The 25,533-nt window shown below is 43.4% G+C and carries 20 protein-coding genes; 10 read left to right on the top strand and 10 right to left on the bottom strand.

Annotation, left to right across the window (positions count from 1 at the left end; genetic code table 11):
- On the top strand, window positions 1-379 hold a 379-nt coding region (locus Q1W14_RS12795; RefSeq protein ID WP_300701959.1), incomplete at its 5' end, for an alkaline phosphatase.
- 15 nt (window positions 380-394) lie between these two features.
- Here Q1W14_RS12795 and Q1W14_RS12790 read toward each other — a convergent pair.
- A complete protein-coding gene (locus tag Q1W14_RS12790; protein WP_300701957.1) occupies window positions 395-1,642 on the bottom strand; it encodes a pitrilysin family protein in 1,248 nt (415 codons plus the stop codon).
- Between the two features lie 135 nt (window positions 1,643-1,777).
- Between Q1W14_RS12790 and Q1W14_RS12785 the strand changes: the two genes are divergently transcribed.
- The 5 genes from Q1W14_RS12785 (at window position 1,778) to Q1W14_RS12765 (ending at window position 7,538) form a co-directional block, all read left to right on the top strand.
- The gene (locus tag Q1W14_RS12785; RefSeq protein ID WP_300701955.1) at window positions 1,778-2,383 is read left to right on the top strand and encodes an SIS domain-containing protein; all 606 of its coding nucleotides are present in this window, start codon (window positions 1,778-1,780) and stop codon (window positions 2,381-2,383) included.
- The gene (locus tag Q1W14_RS12780; protein WP_300701953.1) at window positions 2,371-3,306 is read left to right on the top strand and encodes a carbohydrate kinase; all 936 of its coding nucleotides are present in this window, start codon (window positions 2,371-2,373) and stop codon (window positions 3,304-3,306) included. The genes Q1W14_RS12785 and Q1W14_RS12780 overlap by 13 nt, the downstream gene beginning before the upstream one ends.
- Before the next feature lie 77 nt (window positions 3,307-3,383).
- Window positions 3,384-4,445 carry a tyrosine-protein phosphatase gene (locus Q1W14_RS12775; RefSeq protein ID WP_300701952.1) on the top strand — a complete coding sequence of 354 codons (1,062 nt, stop codon included), beginning with the start codon at window positions 3,384-3,386 and terminating at the stop codon, window positions 4,443-4,445.
- 117 nt (window positions 4,446-4,562) lie between these two features.
- Window positions 4,563-6,545 carry a DEAD/DEAH box helicase gene (locus Q1W14_RS12770; protein ID WP_300701950.1) on the top strand — a complete coding sequence of 661 codons (1,983 nt, stop codon included), beginning with the start codon at window positions 4,563-4,565 and terminating at the stop codon, window positions 6,543-6,545.
- 126 nt (window positions 6,546-6,671) lie between these two features.
- Window positions 6,672-7,538: a DMT family transporter gene (locus Q1W14_RS12765; RefSeq protein ID WP_300701949.1), complete on the top strand. Its 867-nt coding sequence runs from the start codon at window positions 6,672-6,674 to the stop codon at window positions 7,536-7,538.
- Between the two features lie 78 nt (window positions 7,539-7,616).
- Here the strand turns inward: Q1W14_RS12765 and Q1W14_RS12760 are convergent, their stop codons facing one another.
- Window positions 7,617-8,108 carry a DNA starvation/stationary phase protection protein gene (locus Q1W14_RS12760; RefSeq protein ID WP_300701947.1) on the bottom strand — a complete coding sequence of 164 codons (492 nt, stop codon included), beginning with the start codon at window positions 8,106-8,108 and terminating at the stop codon, window positions 7,617-7,619.
- A gap of 145 nt (window positions 8,109-8,253) precedes the next feature.
- Here Q1W14_RS12760 and Q1W14_RS12755 point away from each other — a divergent pair, with 145 nt between their 5' ends.
- The 3 genes from Q1W14_RS12755 to ahpF all read left to right on the top strand — a co-directional run bounded on the left by Q1W14_RS12755 (window position 8,254) and on the right by ahpF (window position 11,745).
- The gene (locus Q1W14_RS12755) at window positions 8,254-9,180 is read left to right on the top strand and encodes a hydrogen peroxide-inducible genes activator (RefSeq protein WP_300701945.1); all 927 of its coding nucleotides are present in this window, start codon (window positions 8,254-8,256) and stop codon (window positions 9,178-9,180) included.
- Window positions 9,181-9,294: 114 nt separating this feature from the next.
- Window positions 9,295-9,861, top strand: coding sequence for an alkyl hydroperoxide reductase subunit C (gene ahpC / locus Q1W14_RS12750; RefSeq protein ID WP_300701944.1), 567 nt, complete (start codon window positions 9,295-9,297; stop codon window positions 9,859-9,861).
- A gap of 324 nt (window positions 9,862-10,185) precedes the next feature.
- Complete coding sequence (ahpF, locus tag Q1W14_RS12745) at window positions 10,186-11,745, top strand: alkyl hydroperoxide reductase subunit F (protein WP_300701942.1); 1,560 nt, start codon at window positions 10,186-10,188, stop codon at window positions 11,743-11,745.
- A 22-nt stretch (window positions 11,746-11,767) separates the two neighbouring features.
- Here ahpF and Q1W14_RS12740 read toward each other — a convergent pair whose 3' ends face one another.
- Window positions 11,768-13,456 (bottom strand): tetratricopeptide repeat protein, encoded by a 1,689-nt coding sequence (locus Q1W14_RS12740; protein ID WP_300701940.1) that lies wholly within the window; start codon window positions 13,454-13,456, stop codon window positions 11,768-11,770.
- A 276-nt stretch (window positions 13,457-13,732) separates the two neighbouring features.
- Between Q1W14_RS12740 and Q1W14_RS12735 the strand changes: the two genes are divergently transcribed.
- Window positions 13,733-16,039, top strand: a complete 2,307-nt coding sequence (locus Q1W14_RS12735; RefSeq protein ID WP_300701938.1) for a TonB-dependent receptor — start codon at window positions 13,733-13,735, stop codon at window positions 16,037-16,039.
- A gap of 33 nt (window positions 16,040-16,072) precedes the next feature.
- Here Q1W14_RS12735 and Q1W14_RS12730 read toward each other — a convergent pair whose 3' ends face one another.
- Genes Q1W14_RS12730 through Q1W14_RS12700 form a run of 7 tightly spaced genes read right to left on the bottom strand, consistent with a single transcriptional unit; the run spans window position 16,073 to window position 25,162 of the window.
- Window positions 16,073-18,208, bottom strand: a complete 2,136-nt coding sequence (locus tag Q1W14_RS12730) for a S46 family peptidase (RefSeq protein ID WP_300701936.1) — start codon at window positions 18,206-18,208, stop codon at window positions 16,073-16,075.
- Between the two features lie 16 nt (window positions 18,209-18,224).
- Complete coding sequence (locus Q1W14_RS12725; RefSeq protein WP_300701935.1) at window positions 18,225-19,595, bottom strand: TIGR00341 family protein; 1,371 nt, start codon at window positions 19,593-19,595, stop codon at window positions 18,225-18,227.
- 8 nt (window positions 19,596-19,603) lie between these two features.
- Window positions 19,604-21,049, bottom strand: a complete 1,446-nt coding sequence (locus Q1W14_RS12720; RefSeq protein WP_300701934.1) for a lipopolysaccharide biosynthesis protein — start codon at window positions 21,047-21,049, stop codon at window positions 19,604-19,606.
- A 32-nt stretch (window positions 21,050-21,081) separates the two neighbouring features.
- Window positions 21,082-22,272 (bottom strand): hypothetical protein, encoded by a 1,191-nt coding sequence (locus Q1W14_RS12715; protein ID WP_300701932.1) that lies wholly within the window; start codon window positions 22,270-22,272, stop codon window positions 21,082-21,084.
- A gap of 56 nt (window positions 22,273-22,328) precedes the next feature.
- Window positions 22,329-23,363, bottom strand: coding sequence for a Holliday junction branch migration DNA helicase RuvB (gene ruvB, locus Q1W14_RS12710; protein WP_300701931.1), 1,035 nt, complete (start codon window positions 23,361-23,363; stop codon window positions 22,329-22,331).
- A 13-nt stretch (window positions 23,364-23,376) separates the two neighbouring features.
- Window positions 23,377-24,429: a PDDEXK nuclease domain-containing protein gene (locus tag Q1W14_RS12705; protein WP_300701930.1), complete on the bottom strand. Its 1,053-nt coding sequence runs from the start codon at window positions 24,427-24,429 to the stop codon at window positions 23,377-23,379.
- 31 nt (window positions 24,430-24,460) lie between these two features.
- Window positions 24,461-25,162 carry a DNA alkylation repair protein gene (locus Q1W14_RS12700; protein ID WP_300701928.1) on the bottom strand — a complete coding sequence of 234 codons (702 nt, stop codon included), beginning with the start codon at window positions 25,160-25,162 and terminating at the stop codon, window positions 24,461-24,463.
- Window positions 25,163-25,533: the final 371 nt, after the last annotated feature.

The following is a 25,533-nucleotide window of genomic DNA, read 5'->3' as shown; positions in this document are numbered from 1 at the left end:
ATTACTTGCCGTATGCTTTGACAACCCCGACCATGTAGGACATCAGGCAGGACATGATACACCCGAATATTATGCCAAATTGAAAGAACTGGATACTTACGTCGGCCGTATTGTGCAAGCTGTAAAGGATGCAGGCATGCTAAAAGAAACCATCTTTATTATCACCGCTGACCACGGAGGTATACAGAAAGGCCATGGTGGAAAAACCATGCAAGAGATGCAAACACCTTTCATCATCTGCGGCAAAAACGTAAAACAAGGGATGAAATTTCATGAAAGTATGATGCAGTTTGATGTAGCTTCCACTATAGCCCACATTTTCGAGTTAGAACAGCCACAAGTGTGGATAGGACGTCCGATGACGCAGGTATTTAAATAATCGAGTAGAATGGCTCTACCGATAAATAAGTGTAGAGAGATACTCCTCAGCAAACATTTCGTTTGCCACTTCTAACAGAACTTCCGGGGTTAGTTGTTCTATACGTTGGAACACTGCTTCGGAAGTTTCGTATTTATGATAATGAAGAAAAGTTTTACCCATGCCTAGCGCATTGTTCTCGTTATTGTCCGATGCTACGCCGATCTGCCCTATCAATTGTTTCTTTGCGGCAGCGAGTTGTGAAGAAGTCATCTTAACGTCACGCATACGCTTTAGTTCCTTATACACGAGCCGGGTACAAAGATCAGCATCATCAGGATCACAACCGAAGTAGATACAGAAAACTCCTGTATCAGTATAAGAGGTGAGGTTGGATTCAACATTATAAACCAAACCGCGACGCTCACGAAGGGAAACATTCAACCGGCTGTTCATACCGGGACCACCCAGGATATTATTCAGCAGATAGAGCCCTGTCCGTTTATCTTCGTAAGCATTATAGCCACGGGCACCTATCATGACATGCACCTGATGAGTATCTTTAGGTACCACAAGCTGCTCAGGAATATAAAGTGGTGGTGGAGTACGGCGATTATCTGTTGTAACTGCCGGAATATCCGCTAACAATTTTTCAGCCCAACGTATCACTTGCTTAAAATCCAAATCACCCAGTACAAAGAAAACCATATTCCCGGGACGATAGAAACGGGAAGTGAACGCAGCCGCATCTTCACTACGGAAAGTCTTCAATTGCTCGGGGTTACCAAGAATATTACGCCCCAATGGATGTCCACGAAATATCAAGTCTTCGAAATCATCAAATATCAGTTCGGAAGGATTGTCTTCGTAAGATTGTATCTCGTCTATGATAACTTCTGTTTCTTTTTCAATCTCCCGCTGCGGGAAAGTAGAATGAAATACAATATCCGTCAGCAATTCGAAAGCCCGTCCGAAATGCTCGGTAAGAAAGGCAGAATAGATTACCGTCTCTTCTTTATTAGTATAAGCATTCAAGTCACCACCCACATTCTCCATGCGATTCAATATATGCCAGGCTTTGCGTTTCTGTGTTCCTTTAAAGATAAGATGTTCCACAAAGTGCGCCATACCCTGCTCATTTTCCAGTTCATCGCGCGTACCGGCATCTACGGCAAAGCCACAATAAGCCACTTTAGAAAGTGACGGTTCATGAATAATACGTAATCCGTTCGGCAATGTATATTGATTGTATGCTAACTGCATTTCTTCTTTTAACTTCTTCATTATGACCTTTCAAACAATTTGGAGGTGCAAAGATAGTGCAAACTGAAATAAAAATACAATAAAACCTATTGCCGTTTATGGAAAATTGCAGATATTTGTGGGCTATAACCTAACTACTAACCAAATTCAAGCATAATGATTGAATCCATTCAAGAGCTTTTGCAGAAAGAAGCACAAGCCGTTTTGAACATTCCTGTGACAGACGCCTACGAAAAAGCAGTAGACATTATTGTAGAGCAAATACATCACAAGAAAGGCAAATTAGTGACTTCCGGTATGGGAAAAGCAGGACAAATAGCGATGAATATTGCTACAACTTTCTGTTCTACAGGTATTCCTTCTGTATTCCTACACCCTAGCGAAGCACAACATGGCGACCTCGGCATCCTACAAGAAAACGATTTGCTATTGTTGATTTCCAATTCAGGCAAAACTCGTGAAATCGTGGAGCTGACCCGTCTGGCTCATAACTTGAATCCGAACCTGAAGTTCATCGTAATCACAGGTAACCCGGATAGTCCATTAGCCAATGAGTCTAATGTATGCCTCAGCACCGGCAGTCCTAAAGAAGTTTGCACGTTGGGAATGACTCCTACCACTTCGACTACCGCTATGACCGTCATTGGCGATATACTGGTAGTACAAACCATGAAACAAACCGAATTTACAATCGAAGACTACTCTAAGCGTCATCATGGCGGTTACTTGGGAGAAAAATCAAGATCACTATGCGTAAAGTAATCGGCATTGGAGAAACCATATTAGATATTATTTTCCGCGGAGAAGAGCCCACTGTGGCTGTTCCGGGAGGATCGGTATTCAACGGTATTGTCTCATTGGGACGTACAGGCATACCCGTTAGCTTCATCAGCGAAACGGGCAATGACCACGTAGGTAATATCATCCTGAAATTCATGCGTGACAATAATATACCTACCGATCACATCAACGTATTTCCTGACGGGAAATCTCCCATATCACTCGCTTTCCTAAACGACAAGAGCGATGCGGAATACATCTTCTACAGGGATTACCCCAAACAACGTCTGGATGTTGTCTACCCAAAGCTGGAAGAAGATGATATTGTTATGATTGGCTCGTATTACGCCCTGAACCCTGTTCTGCGCGATAAGATAGTAGAATTGCTCGAGCAAGCCCGTGAAAAGAAGGCTATTGTTTATTACGATCCCAACTTCCGCTCGTCGCACAAGGAAGAGGCCATCAAGCTGGCACCCACTATCATTGAGAATCTGGAATATGCCGACATTGTACGCGGATCACAAGAAGATTTCTTTTATATGTATAACTTGCGTGATGCCGACCAGATCTACAAGAATAAAATCAAATTCTATTGTCCTAATTTTCTTTGTACCTTTGCCGCCGATCATATATCGCTCCGCACCAAAGCTATCAACAAAGAATACAATATTCCACCGTTAGAGGCAGTCAGCACTATTGGTGCAGGCGATAATTTCAATGCAGGCATCATCTATGGCTTGTTGAAATACAATGTTCGCTACGATGATTTGAATGCGATGGACGAAGTAACTTGGGACAAGATTGTACGTTGCGGTATTGAATTCTCGGCAGAAGTTTGCAAAAGTTTCAATAACTCAGTGTCAAAAGAGTTTGCAGAAAAATTAATGTTAGAAAAAGAAATATAAAACCTTTGCGTTGCCGGTATCCTCTGTAAGGAAATTACATATATTTGTGATTAACGACTTTAGAGAGATTTCATATTATGTACAAGAACCTGTTGAATTGGCTGACTTTGGCAATACTACTACCCTCTTGCAGCGGCACTGCTCCACACATAACCGTTGTATGCGAAGAAAATAATGTAGGAAATTGCATTGTCAAATGGGAAATGGCTCCCCTCACCCAAGGGAGTGTAAAGGTATATGCCTCAACGAATCCGGATTTCATTCCGGAGGATAACCCCATCGCTATGGCAAACGTCTCAGACCTGAAGATGACTATCATTACTTCAGACCCGACGCAGAGGTATTACTACAGCCTTGTATTTGCCGATAAATACCGCGTAAAGATCGCTACCCGTAACATCAATATCCCCGGTATCCAGAATTTCCGCGACTTAGGCGGCTATACGTCCTACCCTTCCAAGAAGATAATTCACTGGGGTATGCTGTATCGTTCGGCCGAAATAGACAGTGTAGACTGCTGTTCACGCAAAGAATTAAAGAATATAGGTATCAAAACCATTATCGACTTACGTGAAGCCTCCGAAATGAAAAGGCAGAATACTTTGCAAAAAGAGTTCAATATCGTACATATCCCCATTGCCACCGGCGATATGGAAAACATCCTGAAAGGTATTCAAGAACAGAAAATTAAGAGTGATACCGTCTACCGGATGGTTGAACAAATGAACCGTGATCTCATCGATAAGTATACTAAAGAATACCGTAGAATCTTCGATATCTTACTGGATAAAAACAGTTATCCGATTGTCATCCATTGCTCTTCCGGCAAAGGGCGTACCGGAGTCGTATCCGCCCTTATACTCGCCGCCCTCGGTGTGAACGAAGACAACATTATGGAGGATTACCGTCTCAGCAATGATTATTTCAATATTCCAAGTGCCTCAGAGTACGCTTATAAACTTCCGGCACGCTCGCAAGAAGCCATTACCACTGTATTCTCGGCTCGTGAAGACTTTTTGAATGCCGCCAAAGACGAAGCCGAACGGAAATATGGCGATGTAGATACTTATTTGCGAAAGGGAATCGGATTAAGCAAAGAAGAAATGAAGAGACTGAGAAGTATCTTGCTGAGTGATTAGCGGTTAGTGTTTTGTGATTTGTTTGCCAATCACATAAATAAATCACTAATAACTAACCACTAATCACTAAAAAACTCTTATCTTTGCACCCGAAATATAAAGATATACAAGATTTTAATGAAGACATTTGAAGAGCTGGGCTTGTCGCCGGAGATACGCCGAGCCATTGAAGAAATGGGTTATGCAAGTCCCATGCCGGTACAAGAGGAAGTGATTCCTTACCTTTTAGGAGAAAATAATGATGTAGTAGCACTGGCACAGACAGGGACAGGAAAGACCGCAGCGTTCGGTTTACCGCTTATACAGAAGATTAACGTTAACAACCGAATCCCCCAATCACTTATTCTTTGCCCCACACGCGAGCTTTGCCTCCAGATAGCGGGCGACTTGAACGATTACTCCAAATACATAGATGGCTTGCGGGTATTACCCGTATATGGTGGTTCGTCCATCGACAGCCAAATACGCGCCTTGAAACGTGGCGTGCACATCATCGTTGCCACACCGGGGCGATTGCTCGACCTGATGGAGCGCAAGACAGTCTCTCTCACTACCATTCAGAATGTAGTAATGGACGAGGCCGACGAAATGCTCAACATGGGCTTTACTGACAGTATCAACGCTATCCTGGCCGATGTACCGCAGGAGCGTAATACGCTGCTTTTCTCAGCTACCATGAGTCCGGATATCGCACGCATCTCGAAGAAATACCTGCACGATGCCAAAGAAATAACCATCGGACGCAAGAACGAAAGCACCAACAACGTGAAGCATGTGGTTTATACCGTTCATGCCAAAGATAAATACGCCGCCTTGAAGCGCATTGCCGATTACTACCCACAGATATACGGTATCATCTTCTGCCGTACCCGTAAGGAAACACAAGAGATTGCCGACAAACTGATGCAGGAAGGATACAATGCCGACTCTCTGCACGGCGAACTGAGCCAGGCTCAACGCGATGCCGTGATGCAGAAATTCCGCATCCGCAACTTGCAACTACTGGTTGCTACCGATGTTGCCGCTCGTGGTCTGGACGTAGATGACCTGACGCACGTCATCAACTACGGTCTGCCCGACGATACCGAAAGCTACACTCACCGCAGCGGACGTACCGGACGTGCCGGAAAAACCGGAACTTCCATCGCCATCATCAACCTGCGCGAAAAAGGCAAGTTGCGTGAAATAGAGCGCATCATCGGCAAGAAGTTCGAAGCAGGCGGCATGCCTACCGGAAAACAAATCTGCGAGAAGCAATTACTGAAGGTGATTGACGAGCTCGAAAAAGTAAAGGTGAACGAAGAAGAAATCGGTGACTTCATGCCCGACATCTACCGCAAACTGGACTGGTTGAGCAAGGAAGACTTGATAAAGCGTATGGTATCACACGAATTCAACCGCTTCCTGGAATACTACCGCGACCGGCAGGATATAGAAGTAGCCACCGGCAGCGAACGTGGAGAACGCAGCGAACGCAACAGCCGAGGCGACGACCGTCGTGGAGGAACACCCCGCGAAGCAACTCCCGGCTACAAGCGTCTCTTCATCAATCTGGGCAAGATGGATAATTTCTTCCCAAGCGAACTCATCGGCTTGCTGAACAAGACTACTCGTGGACGTGTAGAACTGGGACGCATCGACTTGATGCAAAAGTTCTCTTTCTTCGAAGTAGAAGAGAAGGAAGCCAATAATGTAGTACAGTCCTTGAACCGCGCCAACTGGAACGGTCGCAAAGTCTCTGTTGAAGTAGCCGGAGAAGAAGGAAGTGCCCCCAGAAGCAACCGCAAGAGCGATGGTGGAGGTTATGGCAAAGGCAACTTTGAAGGCAAGAAACGTGGTGGCTACAAAGATGAAAAACGTAGCGGCGATTCTTACGGCAAACGAAGTGATGCAGGCAGCAAACGCAACGGTAAGCCTGATAGAGACAGTAAGAAGAAAGACAAACCCAGCCGTGAAGAACGTGGCTACACCGGTGCTCGTGGTAAAAAGGACGACTGGCAACAATTCTTCCAAGGAGGTGACAGCAAAAATGAACCTCGCGGCTCGGAACCCGATTTCAGCGAAGAAGGCTGGGCAAGAAGAACCCCGAAGAAGAAATAAATAAATAGTAATAAGGTAATAGGGTGATAAAGTGATAGTGGAATACTACTTCACCTTATCACCCTATCCTTTTTATCACCCCTATTATCCTATCACTTTATCACCCTATCACCTTTTATTGATTCAATGAACAAAATCAACGGTTTTCTATACGGTTTATTGTCTTCCGCAAGTTTCGGACTTATTCCTTTATTTACTGTTCCTGCCATACACCAAGGAATGGTATTTTGGTCTATTTTACTCTACCGTTTCCTTTTTGCCATGCTGGCACTAGCAGGGATATTGATGCTTGATAAACAATCCTTCCGTATCCGTTCCAAAGAGATACTGCCCCTCATGCTACTGGCATTACTCTACAACTGCTCCGCCATATTCCTGTTTTGGGGTTATCAGTTTATGGCAAGCGGCGTAGCCACTACGCTGCACTTCATGTATCCGGTATTCACTACACTCATCATGATGCTCTTCTTCGGTGAGAAGAAATCTTTCTGGCGCATGGGTGCCATCGCACTTGCCATCACAGGTGTCTACTTCCTCTCACAAAGTGACAGCTCAGGCGGCATTACGGCAACCGGCATCTTTATCGTCCTGCTCTCCGCTTTGGGCTATGGGCTCTACTTGGTCACCGTAAGCCAACTGAAAAGCCTTGAAATGAAAGGGCTCAAGATGACATTCTACGTCTTCCTTTTCAGTGCCATCATTCTCTATACCGGCATGCTGATAGCTGATATAGCCGTGCAGCCTATTCCCAATCGTGTGACGCTTGGTAATCTCGTGATGCTGGCACTGGTACCCACTGTCATATCTAACCTAGCACTAGTACGTGCTATCAAAAACATAGGTTCTACACTGACCTCAGTATTAGGAGCGATGGAGCCTGTCACAGCAGTCTGCGTGGGTATCCTCATCTTCGGCGAAGTATTTACTGCAAGTATCGGAGTGGGTATCGGACTTATTATTGCAGCGGTAACGGTCATCATCCTCCGGAAATAATACAATCAGGGTGATAAAACGGAGTCCTCTCCACTTTATCACCCTGAAAATACTACTACGCTATGGCTTTAGCAATCGTTACTTCTTCTCGCAGCTGCAAGTACTGAAGGCAACGAGCATCCAAATCATCTTTTCCTGTTCCTTAAGATAACCGGTCAGCAGGTCGGCAGTTACTACATCACCAGCTTCGTCGGCAACTTCTATCACTTTGCGTTCTTCGGCAATCAGGTGGTTGTAGGTTTCGAGTATGTGGTCTACGGCATCGCTACCACAGGTTACGCCTGAAACTTCCTTCACATGGGCTACCTTGAGGTAATGACTGAAGTTATTCTCGGGTGTGCCACCCAGCATGAGGATGCGTTCGGCCAGTTCGTCCACCTTCTCGGCAGCATCGTTATAGAGATCTTCGAATTTGCTGTGCAGCACGAAGAAACCATGACCTTTGATATTCCAGTGGAAACCACGCAAGTTGGTATAGTGTACTTGGAAGTCGGCCAGCAGTTGATGTAAGGCAGATACTACGTTATTTACTTTGTTCTCATTCAAATGCAAGTAATCTAAAGTCTTCATAATTCTATGGTTTTAATTGATTAATAAATTCTGTTTTTCGTTTTGATATTGCAAAGATAAGGGCTATAGTAACACTTGTCAAACAGATAATTTCTATCTTTGCATAGACCATTTCTATGTATCACCGTCAAAAGCCCTGTTTACAATGACTTTACAACAATTAGAATACATCCTTGCCGTAGATCAGTTCCGTCATTTTGCCAAAGCAGCCGAATATTGCAGAGTAACCCAGCCTACACTGAGTGCCATGATCCAGAAGCTGGAAGAAGAATTGGATACCAAGATATTCGACCGCAGCCAGCAACCCGTGTGCCCCACGCCCATCGGCATTCAGGTCTTAAAACAGGCCCAAACAGTATTAGTTCAGGCCAATCTTATAAAAAACATTATAGAAGAAGAAAAACATTCACTGAGTGGAACCTTCAGATTAGGCATACTTCCTACCATTGCTCCTTATCTGCTGCCCCGCTTCTTCCCGCAACTGATGAAGAAATACTCGCAATTGGATATCAGAGTGATCGAGATGAAAACAAACGATATCAAGAAAGCCCTGCAAGACGGGGAAATAGATGCAGGTATTGTAGCAAGCCTCGATGGAATGGAGGGATTCCAGCAAACGGCCCTGTTCTACGAACAATTCTTTGCATACGTGGCAAGCGAAAATCCTCTTTATAATAATGAGGTTATCCGCACTTCCGATCTGGCCAGTGAGCAATTGTGGCTACTCGATGAAGGGCATTGCTTCCGCGACCAGTTGGTACGTTTCTGCCAATTGAAAGGCGCTCGTGCCAGCCAACTGGCCTATCATCTAGGAAGCATGGAAACCTTTATGCGCATGGTGGAAAGCGGTAAAGGCATAACCTTTATCCCCGAATTGGCAGTACTGCAACTGAATGAAATACAAAAGAAGCTCGTACATTCCTTTGCCATTCCCTGCCCTACACGGCAGATTATAATGCTGACTAATCCTAACTTTGTACGCTACACTTTGCTGGATGCACTTACAAAAGAAATACAGAGTTCTGTGCCCAAAGAGATGTTATCCTTGAAGGCGACGCAAGTGCTTATATAGATTTTGTCTATCGGCCCATAAAACTTTTCAATCGGATTTTTTGTTCTACCGGAGAAAAATGCTATATTTTTGCATCGGTAAAACAAAAAACTAAACCTATTAATAAGTAAGATTATGGAACCGATTATCAATTCTCAACTCCCTGAATTCAAAGTTCAGGCTTTCCAAAACGGAAGTTTCAAAACAGTATCAAGCGAAGACGTAAAAGGCAAATGGGCCATTTTCTTCTTCTATCCGGCAGACTTTACCTTTGTATGCCCTACCGAATTGGTGGACATCGCTGAGAAATACGACCAATTCCAGGCTATGGGTGTAGAAGTATATTCTGTAAGTACAGATTCGCACTTCGTACACAAGGCATGGCACGATGCATCCGAAAGCATCCGTAAGATTAAGTACCCTATGCTGGCAGACCCCACTGGCGTATTGAGCCGCGCATTCGGTGTTATGATCGAAGATGAAGGCATGGCTTACCGTGGCACTTTCCTCGTAAATCCTGAAGGTAAAATCAAGATTGCCGAAATACAGGACAACAACATCGGCCGCAATGCCGACGAGTTGCTGCGTAAGGTAGAAGCTGCCCTGTTCGTGGCAAGCCATCCTAACGAAGTTTGCCCCGCCAAGTGGAAGAAGGGAGGCGAAACCTTGAAGCCGAGCATCGACCTCGTAGGTAAAATCTAACCGTACTTTACGGTAAATACTTGAAAGACTATCCCAATCCTTCTCTCCCATTAAGGGGGAGAAGCTGAAATGAGATAGTCTTTTTTCATAGGCATCGGATACAGTCTCCGTAACCATTAGGAGATACGGCCGTACCCACTAGGGGAAACGGTTGTCCCCACAAGGGGATACGGGCGTCCCCACGTGAGGATACGAGCGTATCTAGCTGAAGAAACGGGCGTATCCAGCTGAGGATACGAGCGTGTCCTACCCATGTGTAACGATAACATCCTTATCTACAACAAGATAAAGAAGCATATTTTTCAAACAAAACAACTGATCATCATGTTAGAAACAAGCATATTAGACCAAGTGCGGGGCATATTCCAGCAATTGGAATCCCACTATACCTTTCACATCACCTACCATCCTAATCACGAACAGGCTAGAGAACTTATAGACTTCCTGAATGACGTAGCCGGTTGTTCGGATAAACTATCCTGCAAGTTGACCGAAACCGACGAACCCAAACTTGAGTTCACACTCGAAAAAGAAGGAAAGGAAACCGGAATAATCTTCCGTGCCATTCCGGGCGGACACGAGTTCACTTCCTTGCTGCTTGCCGTATTAAACGCCGATGGAAAGGGCAAAAATCTCCCTGACGAGGCAATCGACCGCCGCATTAAAGCACTGCAAGGACCTATACATTTGCAGACATACGTATCGCTGACCTGCACCAACTGTCCGGACATTGTACAGGCCTTGAACATCGTGGCATTGCTGAACCCGCAGATCACCCACGAAACCATAGACGGCGCCATCTTCCAGACGGAAGCAGATGCGCTGAAGATACAAGCCGTACCCTCCGTTTATGCCAATGGCAAACTACTCCACGTAGGCCGTGGTAGCTTAGGAGAGCTTTTGCAGAAGTTGGAAGAAGCCTTCGGAAGCATGCCGCAGGAAGGCACAGCACCCATTCAAAAGGAATTCGACACACTAGTTCTAGGTGGCGGTCCTGCCGGAGCTTCCGCAGCGATTTACTCCGCCCGCAAGGGATTGCGAGTAGCCATCATTGCCGAACGTATCGGTGGACAAGTAAAGGAGACTGTAGGCATTGAGAATCTAATTTCTGTTCCGCATACTACCGGCGCAGAGCTTACCAATGCACTCAGAAGCCACATAACACATTATCCGGTAGAGATTTTTGAAGATCGGAAGATAGAGAAAGTAGAACTGCAAGGTAAAGATAAAAAAGTATTCGTCAGCGGTGGTGAAACGTTTATCGCCCCCGCAATCATCATCGCCACAGGTGCCAGCTGGCGCAAACTGAATGTAGAAGGCGAAGCTGAATACATAGGTCGCGGAGTAGCTTTCTGCCCGCATTGTGACGGACCGTTCTACCAAGGTAAGGACGTAGCCGTTGTCGGTGGAGGGAACTCCGGCATTGAGGCAGCTATCGACTTGGCAGGCATCTGCAAGAAAGTAACTGTCTTTGAGTTTGCCGATACATTGAAAGCCGACCAGGTGTTGCAGGAGAAAGCACGCAGTCTGCCAAACGTGGAGATCTTTACTTCTTCACAGACTACGAAAGTAGTGGGCAATGGAGAGAAGGTAACAGCTATCCGCGTCAAAGACCGCCTTACGGGTGAGGAACGCGACTATCCTTTGGATGGCATCTTTGTACAAATCGGTCTGGCAGCCAATAGTATCCCCTTCCGTGACATGCTGGAGATGACTCAGATAGGCGAGATTAAGATTGATGCTTTTTGCCGTACTACTCTTCCGGGAGTATATGCCGCAGGAGATGTTTCAAACGTTCCCTACAAGCAGATAGTCATTGCAATGGGCGAAGGTGCCAAAGCTGCACTTTCAGCTTTCGACGATCGGATAAGAGGAATCTCGTAATCCCAAGTATTCCCCTCCCTTTTTAGGGGGTCTGGGGGGTTAGGAATCCGGCAATATCTTCCTTTTCTTCCATACCGAGTTTTTGCCGGATTGCCGTCTTACGCTGGTAAACTGTGCGTATGCTCTGCTGGATGACAACACTGATCTCTTTAGTGGAGAAGTCAGACTTTAACAGACAACATAGTTGCAATTCTTTTTCATTCAAGAGATTGCCATACTTGTGGCTGATACGGGAATAGAAACCATCGTATACCATATCAATAGTCTTGTACAGGTCGTTCCAAACGAGTAAATCATCTGCTACAATATCTTTATTAGCTATCCGTCCCATTTGTACCAGCAGTTCCTGATGGTCGGAACTGGGATTGGTAGCTACTATTCGTATCAGTCCTAACTGTTGGAGCAACATCTTCTTGACAAACTTGTCGTTTCCACCGCTGTTATCCTCTGCCGCCTCGTGCAGCAAACGACGCAAAGCTTCCAACTCTTCTTCTTTCTCTATGAGCAAGTGCTTTCTTCTTTGTAAATACCAAATAACAGCGAATAGTAACATTATACAAAGAGAAATGACTCCCACGAAAAAGGTCCGTTCTTTCTGTTTCTCTAATTGCAGGTTCATGTTTTGCTGCTGAAGTAACAATTGTTCTTTGCCTTTTTGCGCTATCTTTCGCTGGTCACGGATAAAGTTGTTAAACAACCGGTTGGAGAAGAACGCAATATCCCGAATCTTAAAAGAGCCGCTTTCAACGTAATCCATCAACGTATTTTGTATCATGTAATAGTTGCTCAGTGACAAATCCTGATCTATATAAGGCACACGTGTACTATCCGCCCTTTGCATATAATAGCGGGCAGAGTCCATTTGTCCCAAGTTCAGAAAGTAACGCGAAAGTGATTGATAAGACAAACACTCAAATGGATGCCCTGTTTCCCTATATTGCTGCAAAATACGCTTTTGAAGACTGATGGCTTCCCGATTCTCTCCGGCATCACTCAGTATATCAGCATAGTTGCGTATCACATGATGCAGGGCTTGCACGGAATCCGCAGATGTGTACAAGCATTCAGAAGCGTTATGAAGGGCAAGTAATGCGGAGTCCGTCAAATTTTCACAGAAGTACGTCACGGCAAGGCTGTTGTAATCGGAATAGCGCCGGGTAGTATCAGGATCTATTTCCATCAACTGTTTTTGCAACTGTATCAGACCTTTGAAATCATCATTACCTTCTCCTATATTAGCTACAGAGCGCAATAAATCTATTCGAGCGGCTGTATCATTACTCAAAGCCGCAATGCGGCTTCCCTCAGCCATCATCTCGGTAGCTTCTTTATACCTCTCGTTATCATAGAAATAATGTGCCGATAACTTACAAGCACGTAGTATCCGCTGGGTGTCGCCCACTTCCGGTCGCGCATAATATTGCAGGGCATACGGCAACAAAGAGTCTTCGTTCATCACCCAATGGGCTGTAAAGTGTGCTTGTCCCAAGGCTAGCGCAAACCGTGCCCGCAGTGAATCGGGAAACATTTCGGTGTTTTTCACGGACTGAAGCAGGGCAATAGCTTCTTCCGGATTCTGCTGCATCATTTGTTCTGCCTTCTCAATCTTCATGTGCTGCACCGATATATCGTCCCTACATGCTGCCAGTATCAACAGACATGCCAAACTAGCCAATCCGTATATCAATACTTTCTTATAGTCTTTCTTCATCTTTGGGCAAACCTAATTTAGATTTCTACAAAAGTAGATATTTACTAGTTAACGGGAACTAAAGCAAGGCACTTTTTTGCACTTCTCTTTATATATAAACTTGCAACGGAGCGATATAAACTTTTTCATAAACTGGTCCTACAAATCATCTAATTATCAAATAATTGCAAAACGCATTGCACTTTATTAAGTGGTACATATAAACCGTTTTACCGGTTTTATCACCTTACCTTTGACCTATTCAAGGAACGAAAATAATCACTAAAAATAAGAGAAATGAAAAAGTTAAGTATCATTCTAGGAGCATTATCTATGTGCATCTCCTTAACAGCAGCAAACAAAATCACAGGTAAGGTCATTGATGAAAGCAGTAACCAAAGCGTAGAATATGCCAATGTCAGACTGATGGCACAGGATTCTACATTCATCACTGGAGCCGCCACGGACAATGGTGGGAACTTTCTACTAAAAGAGGTAAAAGACGGAGATTACATTTTATACATCTCATGCATCGGGTATGTTGATTCGTACCTTTCCATCCGCAACCTCAAAGAAAACTTGCAATTAGGTGAAGTGAGCTTATCCCCGAATAATATTCTTTTGGAAGGCATCACCATCACTGCCAGCCCTATAATCAAGAAGACTGACCGACAGATTATTCTTCCTACCGAGGTACAGACCAAAGCAGCTTCCAACGGGCTCACCTTATTGAGAAACTTGCAATTGGCACGCATCATAATCAATCCGATAGACAATAGTATAAAACTTCCGGGAGGAGATCATGTGCAACTCCGGATTAACAGCGTAGAAGTTACGCAAGCTGAAGTAACTGCCATCCGCCCGGCAGATATTATCCGTATTGAATATATAGACAATCCGGGAGCACGCTACGGAAATGCCGGTGCAGTACTTAATTACATCGTGAAAAGAAAAGAATCCGGAGGGAATATCTCGGCTGATTTATCCAACGGAGTATCCGATACAGGATATGGGGAACATAACCTCTCTGCCAAATACAACTTCAACAAATCTGCTATCATCACCACCGTATATTGGGGACGAAGAGACTTGAAATGGACACGCGAGAACTATGAAAGCTTCCGTTTTCCGGAAACCTATCAGGAAAACAAAGAGATTGGTGAACCTACCAAGATAAAGTACGATGATGTCAATTTCAACCTGAATTACAGTTACCAAGATAACGACAAGCACTTCCTCAACATCGCTCTCAGAAACAAATACACCGATACACCCAACTCCATGTCGGACAGAATCAGTACTTTGCACGAGGGTGAGACCTCCTACTCCATATCCGACCTGACTTCCTCTAAAATGCAGATTCCTTCTCTAGATATCTATTATCAGACGAATCTGAAAAACAAGCAAACAATCTATGCAGATATAGTGGCCTCTTACCTTAACAGCAAGAACGAACGTACCTTTTTGCAAAAGAACCTGAGCAACGAAGATACAAATATCTACTCGCAAACAAAGGGGAGGAAATACTCCGTCATCGGCGAAGGTATTTATGAGAAGCAATTCAATAAAGGCAAGTTTACAGGTGGAATCAAGCATACACAGGCATATCTGCAAAACAGATATTCGGGCAATATAGACAATAAAATCACGATGAATACGGCAGAAACCTATCTTTTTGCCGAGTACGAGTCCCAAATAAAAGGCTTGAACTACACTGTAGGTATCGGCGGCATGAGAACTTACAACAGCCAAGACAATCACTCATCGGAGGAGTATATATTCAAGCCTACTTTAAGCCTATCCTATTCCATTCATGGAAAATGGTTCTTCAGATACAATGGATATGTATCGGGCTATGCTCCTTCTTTATCCGATTTGAATGACATTTCGCAGGCAATGGATAAGTATCAAATCCGCAAAGGAAATCCTGCTTTGAAATCTGTTACATTCTATGCCAACACACTCTCGGCCAGCTGGCAAAGCAAATACATATCTCTTGATCTGTTCGGAAGATATAGTTATGATGACAAACCGATTATGGAGAATACTTACTATGAAGACGGGCATTTTATCCGCACTACCGAGAATCATAAAGGTTTCCACCGGATTAATCTGGAGACAGCTATACAAATCCGACCATACAAAGAGTATATCTCCATCAAAATTACGCCTTTCTTGAACCGTTTTATCGGTTATGGCAACACATATACCCACACCCATACCAACGTGGGTCTGCGCGGCAATCTGATGGCAATGTACAAGAACTGGGTACTAATGGCAGAAATGAATACAAGCAATCATACCCTATGGGGAGAGACGCTGACCAAAGAAGAGAAACTACACACCATCATGGCAGGCTATAACACGGAGAAATGGAGTATATCCGCCGGAGTGCTAAACCCCTTCACCAAGAAGTACGAGCATGAAAGAGAGAACCTCTCAAAGCTGGCTCCCTATCGCCAACTGGCATATTCCAAAAATCTAAGTCCGATGTTTATGGTAAATGTTTCCTTTAACCTGGACTTTGGAAAGAAACAAAACAATCAAGGCAGGAGAATCAATAACAAGGATGTTGATACAGGAATCTTATCGGGAAGTAAATAGATACTTCCCCAAGGAGATATAGGAAAATATCGACTAATTGTTTACCTTCAATTCCTGAATCAAGTTCCCCGCTTTACCATACTTCTCAATCATGAACAAGATGTAGCGTACGTCCACTCCGATGGTACGCTGCATCTTTGGTTCATAAAGAATATCACTGCTCATGGCTTCCCAGTTTCCATCGAAAGCCAGTCCTAAAAGTTCTCCTTTAGCATTGAACATAGGGCTACCCGAATTGCCGCCGGTGATATCATTGTTAGAAATAAAGCAAACCTTCATTTCCCCCTTTTCATCGGCATATTTGCCAAAATCTCCGGAAGAGAGAAGAGAGAGTATCTCCGGTTGTACTTCAAAATCAACATCACCTACATGGGCTTTGACTTTCTCTAAAATACCTTTTTGCGTTGTGTAATAATCATATTCCGCTCCATCAAACGGTGTATATCCGCATACCGTACCAAAGCTCAAGCGCATGGTAGAGTTAGCATCGGGATAAAAGTTGCGGGAAGCATACATCCTACGTATGGCAGCATTCAGCAAGCGTTCATTGCGAACAATTTCGCTGGATGCCTGCTGCATCTGCATATTCGTCTCAAAGAGTTTCGTAAGCATATCTATACCCAGAGACATGGCAGGATCATCATAGATCTGGTAGGTTGTATCTTGTTCTAAGAAACGCTTCAGTCCACGCGGGGTAATCAACTCTGAATGCGCATAAAGACTATCCACAAAGGTACGGTCATTGCCATTATACTTTGTTGCAATAGTCTGGTAGATCTCCGGTAAATAGATTGAATCCACTTTCGAACGATATTCTTTCAGCAATGAAGTGAATACCTCTTTATCAATTTCTAAATCCAGGTTAGCATATTTTTCTACAATCCCTTTCAGATTCGCAACCACCGTCTTTTCTTCGCCTTCAAAGTCGAAATTAAGGATGGTCAAGGCCAGTTGTATCAATTCCGGTCCATTCAGGAAAGATTCCACAAAATAGGCTTGTGCACGATTGGCTTCACGGCGACTCTTGTAATTCAACTCCAAATCGGAGAACAGATGCAATAGTTTCTCACGCTCTTCAGGTGTCTGCTGAATCCAACGACGGAGTTCTTGCTCCATGTCTCGCTTCTTCTCTAAAATATGAAGCTTACGGATTGCCAGATTGGTGCCGATGCTGTTTTTCCAGTAATTAGAGCTTTCATCATATTTAGAGGCATATTTGATGCGAATACTATCCCGGGCATCCATCTCACGTTTCCAAATAGCCTGCTTCACACCACGTACATCAATCTGCGCTTGATTGGTATTATTCATCATTTCTTCAATACCAAAAGAGGACAGGTATCGCTCCGTGCGACCCGGATACCCCATCGTCATACAAAATGAACCTTCTTTATAACCGGCAAGTGAAATGGGAGCTACATATTCGGGGTGGTAAGGTACATTATCAGGAGAGTAATCGGCAGGACGATTGTGCTTGTCGGCATAGATACGGAAGACACAAAAATCACCCGTGTGGCGAGGCCAAACCCAATTGTCTGTGTCCCAGCCAAACTTACCAACTGATGAAGGCGGTGCAAATACCAAACGGACATCATTGTAATCACGATAAACAGAAAGCCAAAACTCATTGCCTGCATAATATGCATCCACAATACCTATCAAGGTAGAATCTTTATGAGATACTTCCTCACCAATAGCCAACATTGTGGAATCTACCGCACTTGTACGCTCAGACTCACTCATCCCCGGCTCTACCGCACCAAGTACACGCTTAGTCACATTCTCCGTACGCAACAGAAAGCGAACATAAAGTTCAGGATTGGGCAATTCTTCCTGGTGGTTATGGGCAACGAATCCATCTTTCAGATAATCGTGTTCCACCGAAGAGTGTTGTTGCACACTACTAAAACCACAATGATGATTAGTAAACACCAATCCATCTTCAGAAACAACTACCCCTGAACAAAAACCTCCGAAACTGACAATGGCATCTTTTAATGATGGACGTTTGGGGCTATATAGCTTACTGGCAGGCATCTGCAAGCCAAGCTCCTTCATCGCCTCTTGGGTCTGTTTATTCAGATTTCCCAGCATCCACATCCCTTCATCCGCTTGTCCGGTCAATGCCAAGAGACAACAAGCAGCCATAATCAAAATTCTCAGTTTCATTCCTGTCTGTTATTTATTATTCGGTAATCAGCCTCAACTTTTTAGCCCCTGTACGTGCTTTAAGCCATTCTGCAATTTTATCTTTCTCGTGTACATCGGGATGCTTGCCGAATTTTAATACGGCAAGAGTAACGGTATCCATACGTATTGTATCCACAGTCGTTTCAATAGCATGAGAAATGGATATGGACTTCACCGAAGGATAAAGTACTTTTAGTTCCGGTACAATCGTTTTGCTCAATTCATCGAATGATTTATATCGTTTCAAACTCTTCTCCAAGTCTGTAATCTTCTGAGTTTGTTCCACTAAACGTTGTTCACTGTTCTTATAGAAATCTTCCATTACCATAGCCCGGATAGAAGAGATATCCACAGCTTCGTTGTTCATTCCCTGAAGCACAATCAACTTGGTGTCATTCAGTTTGTAATCCTTCATTTTGCTACGGGCCAATGCAATGGAAGCTTCCGGTACTTCCTGCCCTATCAAAACTACACGAATCTCATGTCCTTTACCTTCATGCCGGATGTTTTTATCCAGGACTTGCGTATTCTCAAAAGAAAGTTGTTCAGTGATAAAGCGATTAGCAGCACTTTCAAAGAAAGTATCTTGAATAATGCCGACTGTCAGATATACAGCGGGACACATGGTAAGGAAAGCAATCAGTATAATATATTTTCGTACTTTCTTTTCACGGTTCTTATCTACAAACTCCTTTTGCTGGAAATGCATCACACGCACGCCCAGGAAAGTAGCAAGACTGATAAATACCGAGTTGATAAAATACAGATAGAAAGCGCCGAGGAAATAAATCAGATTGCCCGTAGCCAGTCCGTAACCAGCCGTACAAAGAGGAGGCATCAAGGCTGTAGCAATGGCAACACCCGGGATTACATTACCTTTCTCTTTGGTAGAAAGTGCCACTACACCTGCCAGACCACCCATCAAAGCAATAAGTACATCATAGATTGTGGGTGATGTACGTGCCAAAAGTTCCGACTGACCCTCGGCAACCGGACTAACCAGGAAGAATATAGTAGCAGTCGTTACACTGAACAAAGTCGTTATCAGGAAGCTTTTCAACGAACGCTTCATCAACTCGAAGTCATTCAAACCTACAGAAAGCCCCACACCCATAATAGGCCCCATCAAAGGAGAAATAAGCATGGCACCGATAATTACAGCAGTTGAGTTCACATTCAAACCCAACGATGCCATAAATATGGCAAATATCAAAATCCACAAATTAGCTCCCTTGAACTCAACTCCTTTACGAATAGAATCAACTGTCTCGAATTCGTTATCCTTATCTTTGCGTAAATCAAGATACTCTTTTATAAAGTTCTTAATTGCAAACGTGTTTCTTTCCTTCGGGCTAGGTGTCTCCATGATGTAATCTATTTTTTGATAAAACGATTGATGATTGGTATTTGTTTAAGTGGCATATCATGCTTCACAATATAGGCAATAAACATCAGCAATAATACAGTACGGAATGACATACGTAAATATATATTCTCAATCGGAATATATTCGGCAGCCACACAAAGCACTGCCGCCAATAATACATAGCTGCCAATTGCCTTTAAATCATACTTGATCGGATATTTCTTCTGACCAACAAAATAGGACAACAACATAGCTACTCCATAGCCACAAAAACCTGCCCAGGCACATGCCATATAGCTGTATTTCGGAATCAGCAACACATTCATCAATACAAGTATCGTGCAGCCTATCAATGAGAAATAAGCTCCCCAACGTGTTTCGTCTATCAGTTTGTACCAAAAAGAGAGGTTGAAGTAAATACCCATAAAGATTTCCGCAGCCATCACAATCGGCACAACCCGAAGACCGGGCCAATAGTCACGTCCGATGATATAGCGCAAAATATCCATATAAAACATCACGGCAAGATATGCCAACAAGGTAAAGATTATGAAGAACTTCATTGCCTGCGCATACATTTCTTTATTATCCTTCTCCCGGCTCTTTCCAAACACAAAAGGTTCATATGCAAAACGGAATGCTTGTGTAAACATCGCCATCACCATGGCAATCTTACTTGCCGCTCCATAAATGCCAAGCTGTACGGTAGCTTCCGCCTCATCAGGATAAACAAACGGGAAAATAATCTTGTCCGCTACCTGATTCAAGATGCCTGCTACGCCAAGTACCAATAAAGGAAGGCTATAACTGAGCATCCGTTTCAGCAGCTTCTTGTCCAGAACGTATGCAAAGCCACGGAATTCAGGTATCATGCAAAGCATTATTACCGATGTGCATATCAGGTTAAATAGGAAAGCATAACCTACATCATTCCCTTTTAGCCAAACATAATAAATCAGATTCAGTGCTATATTCAGGAAGATAAACAGCAATTTCAATGCGGCGAATTTAATCGGACGCTTTTTATAGCGCAAATAGGCAAAAGGGATACTTTGGATAGCATCCATCGCTACCACCATCATCATCATTCCTACGTACCAAGGATGTTCTCCATATTCCAGCCAACCGGCAATCGGGTCAAGAAAAATCAAACCCAATGCAAGGAAGCTAAGAGCGCCGATACTGATACTGAGTAATGTAGTAGAATATACCCGCATCGGATCTTCTTCACTCTTATTGGCAAAACGGAAGAATCCGGTTTCCATACCACAAGTGAGCAACACCATCACCAGTGCCACCCATGCATAAATATTCGTCACCACTCCATACCCGCCCGATTCAGCAGATAAGGCCATGGTATATACAGGAACCAGCAGATAATTAAGGAAACGTCCTATAATACTACTTGCTCCATAGATGGCAGTTTCTTTTGCCAAAGTTTTTAATCCAGCCACGTTATTCTCTTTTTATACCCTTCGGTGATTCATCATCCTGCTTTATAAACAACTTTAAACGGAAGTATCTGAAACACCATTCCGGAGGCATTCACCAATTCCAACTTATATTCTATCGCATGCCCCTCGCCTGTTTCCGCCAACGCATCAAGCACCGTCTCCGGAAGCAATTCTTTTAAATAAATTTCCCCCCTATTCAAAACAAGGAAGCGTGCCTGCTTGTCGGCATCTACCAATACCAGTCCGGAAGGGTTATATTTACTCAATATACTACCATAATATTCCTCACGAGCTTTCGTTCCCATTTGCGCAAACTTGTAATTCAGCACGTATCCATCGGGGGTAACAAGCTCTCTGTTTTTATTAAGCGTCAGTTCTGTATAAGTAAAGTCGTAGATGTCTGTCCCCGTCGGCTCCAGTTCCTTATCTGTAGAAAAGAGCCGGAACATTCTATTCCTCAAACCATCGGATACCGTTATCCAAGCGCCATTTTTCAACAACTTCACTTTTACGTGGTTTCCTTCAGATGTAATGTCACACGTCTCTTCCTTTGATGCTTCGACAGTATACGGCCCGTTACTTTGCAAGACATCAAATTCAAACTCCTTACCCTTGATAAATACTTCCTCCTCTTTTACAGAAATATCTAAAGCACGCAAATTCGACAAATCCACCGGATAAGATTTTTGGCACTCCTTCAGTTCCTGCTCCGTCATTCTTTTGTAAGTGACATATCCGTACACTTTTGTTCCACCTGCACGTACAGCCAAATATTCCACAACTTTCAGTAAATCTTTATCAACAGATACTATTTGCAATATTGTATGTTGATTATTACCAACCACACGATTCGCATCCATATACTCAAATGCAGAAGTCCTGAAACCATTGGCAGGATAAGCATCCATATGCATATAAGTTTTAAGGGTGGTTGCACTCTCAAAATAGTAATAATGAGGACCGGCTCCTTCCAGATCAGTATAGTATTCCTTTTTCAGGCACTCGCCATTCTCTTCTATTTCATAAGTACTTACATGCTTCCAGCCGTAGCCTACCACAGTCTCCCCAAAACTCTCTTTGGAAATAGCGCTTACGGACGGATAATAACACGTTCCGTCTCCATCGAACTTAAATGTGGGAAATTCATCATCATCCCCGCAGGATGAACAGATAACCAAACCCAAGAGTATACTCAAGACTCTCCAAAATCTAAAGCTTTTCATAATAGTATATATTAATTATCTAAAAACCGTAAACTTATCTGTTATAGCTATCTTTCTCATTCATTGTCAAACAGTGTCTTCTGACTATTGTACAGACTTCGTCCCAAATGTTTGTAAGCTAACTCTGTCACTTCGCGACCTCGGGGAGTACGCTTCATGAAACCTTCTTTTATTAGGAACGGTTCATATACTTCTTCAATAGTACCGGCATCTTCGCCCAAAGCAGTAGCAATGGTAGTTAAACCTACCGGACCGCCTTTAAACTTATCAATGATAGTACAGAGTATCTTATTGTCTATCTCGTCCAGACCATATTTATCTATATTCAAGGCTTCGAGTGCATAATTAGCGATCTCTGTATCAATGCTTCCCGAACCTTTTACTTGGGCGAAGTCACGCACTCGACGCAGCAAAGCATTAGCAATACGAGGCGTACCACGACTACGTGAAGCAATCTCAGCTGCCGCCCTCGTCGAACAAGGCACATCGAGTATACTTGCCGAACGACGGATAATACCACTCAATACTTCATCGTCATAATACTCCAGATGCATATTGATACCGAAACGTGCCCGCAACGGAGCCGTCAGCAAGCCACTTCGGGTAGTAGCACCCACCAGTGTGAAAGGGCTTAAATCTATTTGTATGCTTCGTGCAGAGGGTCCTTTGTCTATCATGATGTCGATACGGTAATCCTCCATAGCCGAGTACAGATACTCTTCCACTATCGGAGAAAGACGATGTATCTCATCTATAAACAGTACATCGTTCGGTTCAAGACTGGTGAGCACTCCCGCCAAGTCTCCCGGTTTATCAAGTACAGGTCCCGAAGTGATCTTGAAACCCACACTCAACTCATTAGCAATAATATTAGAAAGTGTTGTTTTTCCTAATCCGGGAGGACCATGAAGTAATACATGATCCAGTGCCTCACCTCTCAGGCGGGCAGCTTTCACAAAAATACGCAAGTTGTCCACCACCTTATCCTGCCCGCTAAAATCTTCAAAGCTTAAAGGGCGAAGTGCGTTTTCAAAATCACGTTCTTTGTTGGTGAGTTGCTGATTGCGTATGTCAAAATCTTCTTGTTCCATTGTCCTTACTTAATTAATCTCCAACATTTTCTATCTGCTGATACTTACTTTCCAACTCCCTTTTCAACTCTTCTTCAGAAGGCAGATACGGCAAATATTTAGACGCAAAAAGCTGAGGAGAATCATTTATCACAGAATATTTCACAACGGTTTCGTCCCGCTCTGCACATAAAAGGATGCCCACAGTAGGATTATCACCTTCAGTACGTTTCAAATCATCAAACATTCTGCGGTACATATCCATTTGCCCGACATCCTGATGAGAAAGTTTAGTGGTTTTCAAGTCAATCAAGACAAAACACTTCAAGATATAGTTGTAAAATACAAGGTCGATATAGAAATGAGTCGTCTCTGTACTAATCCTGTATTGCCGTCCAACAAATGAAAAGCCTTTCCCTAACTCAAGCAAGAAACTCTGCAAATTATTAATTAAGGCAGTCTCCAATTCTTTTTCGCTATGCTTGGGCTCTGAGGGTAATCCCAAATACTCCATGACATAAGGATCTTTGATAAAAGATTCTATATCTGAATCCTCGCTTCCTTTAATTACTGAAGCAGATTGAGAAGATAGTAACCTCTGATAATAAAACGACTCTATATTCCGCTCTAACTGCCGTACACTCCATTGATTCTCCCTGCATTCTTTTAAATAAAACAAACGGTTTTTTTCATCAGGCACCCGCATTATCAGACGATTATGGCTCCAAGTCAATTTGCTACACAGTGTGTAGCAGATCTCTTGCTCCGGATAAGTCTGATAAAATTGTCTCATATTTCGGAGGTTTGAATAGGAGAAGCCTTTTCCTAAGGTTTTCGTGAGAGAACGAGATAATTCTTGCAATATATACTCACCATAAGCAGCACGGTCTTCCCCTTTTTGTTCTTGTATGACGATTCGTTCACCAATAAACCAATAAGCTTCCACCATGATGTGATTGATCGATTGACGAGTCACCTCATGTGCTTTCTTGAGAATTAACCGAATATCCTCCACAAAGTCATCTGAAGGTGATACTCGAATGACATTCTTCAATTGATTGCGTATGTCAAAATCTTCTTGTTCCATCAATAATTCGCTATATATGCAGCAAAGATAATCACTTCTTCATAAACTCTTTCCGTTCTTCATCAGTAAATTTCTCTATAGAGTAACGAAGCATCGTACGAGGCATTGTTTTTGCATTCTTTTCCAAGAACTGTACCAGTAAGTCTTTGTTCCGTTTGCCCATCTCGCGAAGCATCCAACCTACCGCTTTCTGCATCAAGTCATGCTTATGATGTAGCAGACGCTCTGAAAGCGCCAATATATCGATGAAATCGTTGTTTTTGATAAGTGTATAAGTAGAAACTACTGCAATGCGCTGATCCCAAAGCAGACTACTATCCGCCAGCCGATACAGGTCATCACGAGATTTGTTTTTCAGGAATTCACCCACTATACCAGGAGCGGAAAGATCCACTAAATCCCAATTATTGATACGTGTAGTCTGGGTGAGATAGAAGTCATAAATTGCTTTCCGTCCCTCTTCATCACTCTTTTTAAAGCGTTCTACCAACATGAGTAAAGCACAGAGACGGCATTCGTGCCATTCACTTTGCAATAAATCTACCATAACCTCGAAAGGCTCGTCTTTATGCAATTTGGCTACCATGCGGATATTGGGGACTACAATACCGAGGAATTTATCACCTTCGCCATATTGTCCTTTTCCGGTTTTGAAGAAGTAAGGAAGGTATTCCCGCTTCACGGGATCAATGTATTGTTCCAGTTCTTGCTGGACTTGTTTTGCTCTCTGCATGACTTACTTTGTTTTAAAACACAAATTACACGAATGACGCAAATATACTTCTTTGTTTATAAACAATAAAGAATATTTGCGTAATTCGTGTAATTGTAATCTGAGCTCAATATAAGACCACCTCCGTTCCTATAAAGGGAAAGTTGAAAACAGAAAAGAAATGAGCTAAACAACAGATAGTAACAGTCTCCATTTGTCATGAAATATTTTTTGCCGAAATCGAGAATTGCCATTTACAACGTATTGTATATCAGGGATTTTCGTTGAGGTAGCCTCACATAACGACTGAGGTAGCCTCACATAACGACAGAGGCAGCCTCTCATAACGACAGAGAGTACCAAAGATAACGACTGAGGTTACCTCTGTTTTA

This window comes from Bacteroides sp., from assembly GCF_030151085.1.
GTDB lineage: Bacteria > Bacteroidota > Bacteroidia > Bacteroidales > Bacteroidaceae > Bacteroides.
This window is presented reverse-complemented; position numbering and strand designations above follow the sequence as displayed.

Excerpts from the sequence above, each read along its gene's own strand:
- ahpF (WP_300701942.1), top strand. The coding sequence starts at position 10,186 with ATGTTAGAAACAAGCATATTAGACCAAGTGCGGGGCATATTCCAGCAA.
- ahpC (WP_300701944.1), top strand. The coding sequence starts at position 9,295 with ATGGAACCGATTATCAATTCTCAACTCCCTGAATTCAAAGTTCAGGCT.
- ruvB (WP_300701931.1), bottom strand. The coding sequence starts at position 23,363 with ATGGAACAAGAAGATTTTGACATACGCAATCAGCAACTCACCAACAAA.
- Q1W14_RS12735 (WP_300701938.1), top strand. The coding sequence starts at position 13,733 with ATGAAAAAGTTAAGTATCATTCTAGGAGCATTATCTATGTGCATCTCC.
- Q1W14_RS12705 (WP_300701930.1), bottom strand. The coding sequence starts at position 24,429 with ATGGAACAAGAAGATTTTGACATACGCAATCAATTGAAGAATGTCATT.
- Q1W14_RS12740 (WP_300701940.1), bottom strand. The coding sequence starts at position 13,456 with ATGAAGAAAGACTATAAGAAAGTATTGATATACGGATTGGCTAGTTTG.
- Q1W14_RS12760 (WP_300701947.1), bottom strand. The coding sequence starts at position 8,108 with ATGAAGACTTTAGATTACTTGCATTTGAATGAGAACAAAGTAAATAAC.
- Q1W14_RS12765 (WP_300701949.1), top strand. The coding sequence starts at position 6,672 with ATGAACAAAATCAACGGTTTTCTATACGGTTTATTGTCTTCCGCAAGT.
- Q1W14_RS12715 (WP_300701932.1), bottom strand. The coding sequence starts at position 22,272 with ATGAAAAGCTTTAGATTTTGGAGAGTCTTGAGTATACTCTTGGGTTTG.
- Q1W14_RS12725 (WP_300701935.1), bottom strand. The coding sequence starts at position 19,595 with ATGGAGACACCTAGCCCGAAGGAAAGAAACACGTTTGCAATTAAGAAC.
- Q1W14_RS12780 (WP_300701953.1), top strand. The coding sequence starts at position 2,371 with ATGCGTAAAGTAATCGGCATTGGAGAAACCATATTAGATATTATTTTC.
- Q1W14_RS12730 (WP_300701936.1), bottom strand. The coding sequence starts at position 18,208 with ATGAAACTGAGAATTTTGATTATGGCTGCTTGTTGTCTCTTGGCATTG.
- Q1W14_RS12755 (WP_300701945.1), top strand. The coding sequence starts at position 8,254 with ATGACTTTACAACAATTAGAATACATCCTTGCCGTAGATCAGTTCCGT.
- Q1W14_RS12770 (WP_300701950.1), top strand. The coding sequence starts at position 4,563 with ATGAAGACATTTGAAGAGCTGGGCTTGTCGCCGGAGATACGCCGAGCC.
- Q1W14_RS12790 (WP_300701957.1), bottom strand. The coding sequence starts at position 1,642 with ATGAAGAAGTTAAAAGAAGAAATGCAGTTAGCATACAATCAATATACA.
- Q1W14_RS12785 (WP_300701955.1), top strand. The coding sequence starts at position 1,778 with ATGATTGAATCCATTCAAGAGCTTTTGCAGAAAGAAGCACAAGCCGTT.
- Q1W14_RS12700 (WP_300701928.1), bottom strand. The coding sequence starts at position 25,162 with ATGCAGAGAGCAAAACAAGTCCAGCAAGAACTGGAACAATACATTGAT.
- Q1W14_RS12775 (WP_300701952.1), top strand. The coding sequence starts at position 3,384 with ATGTACAAGAACCTGTTGAATTGGCTGACTTTGGCAATACTACTACCC.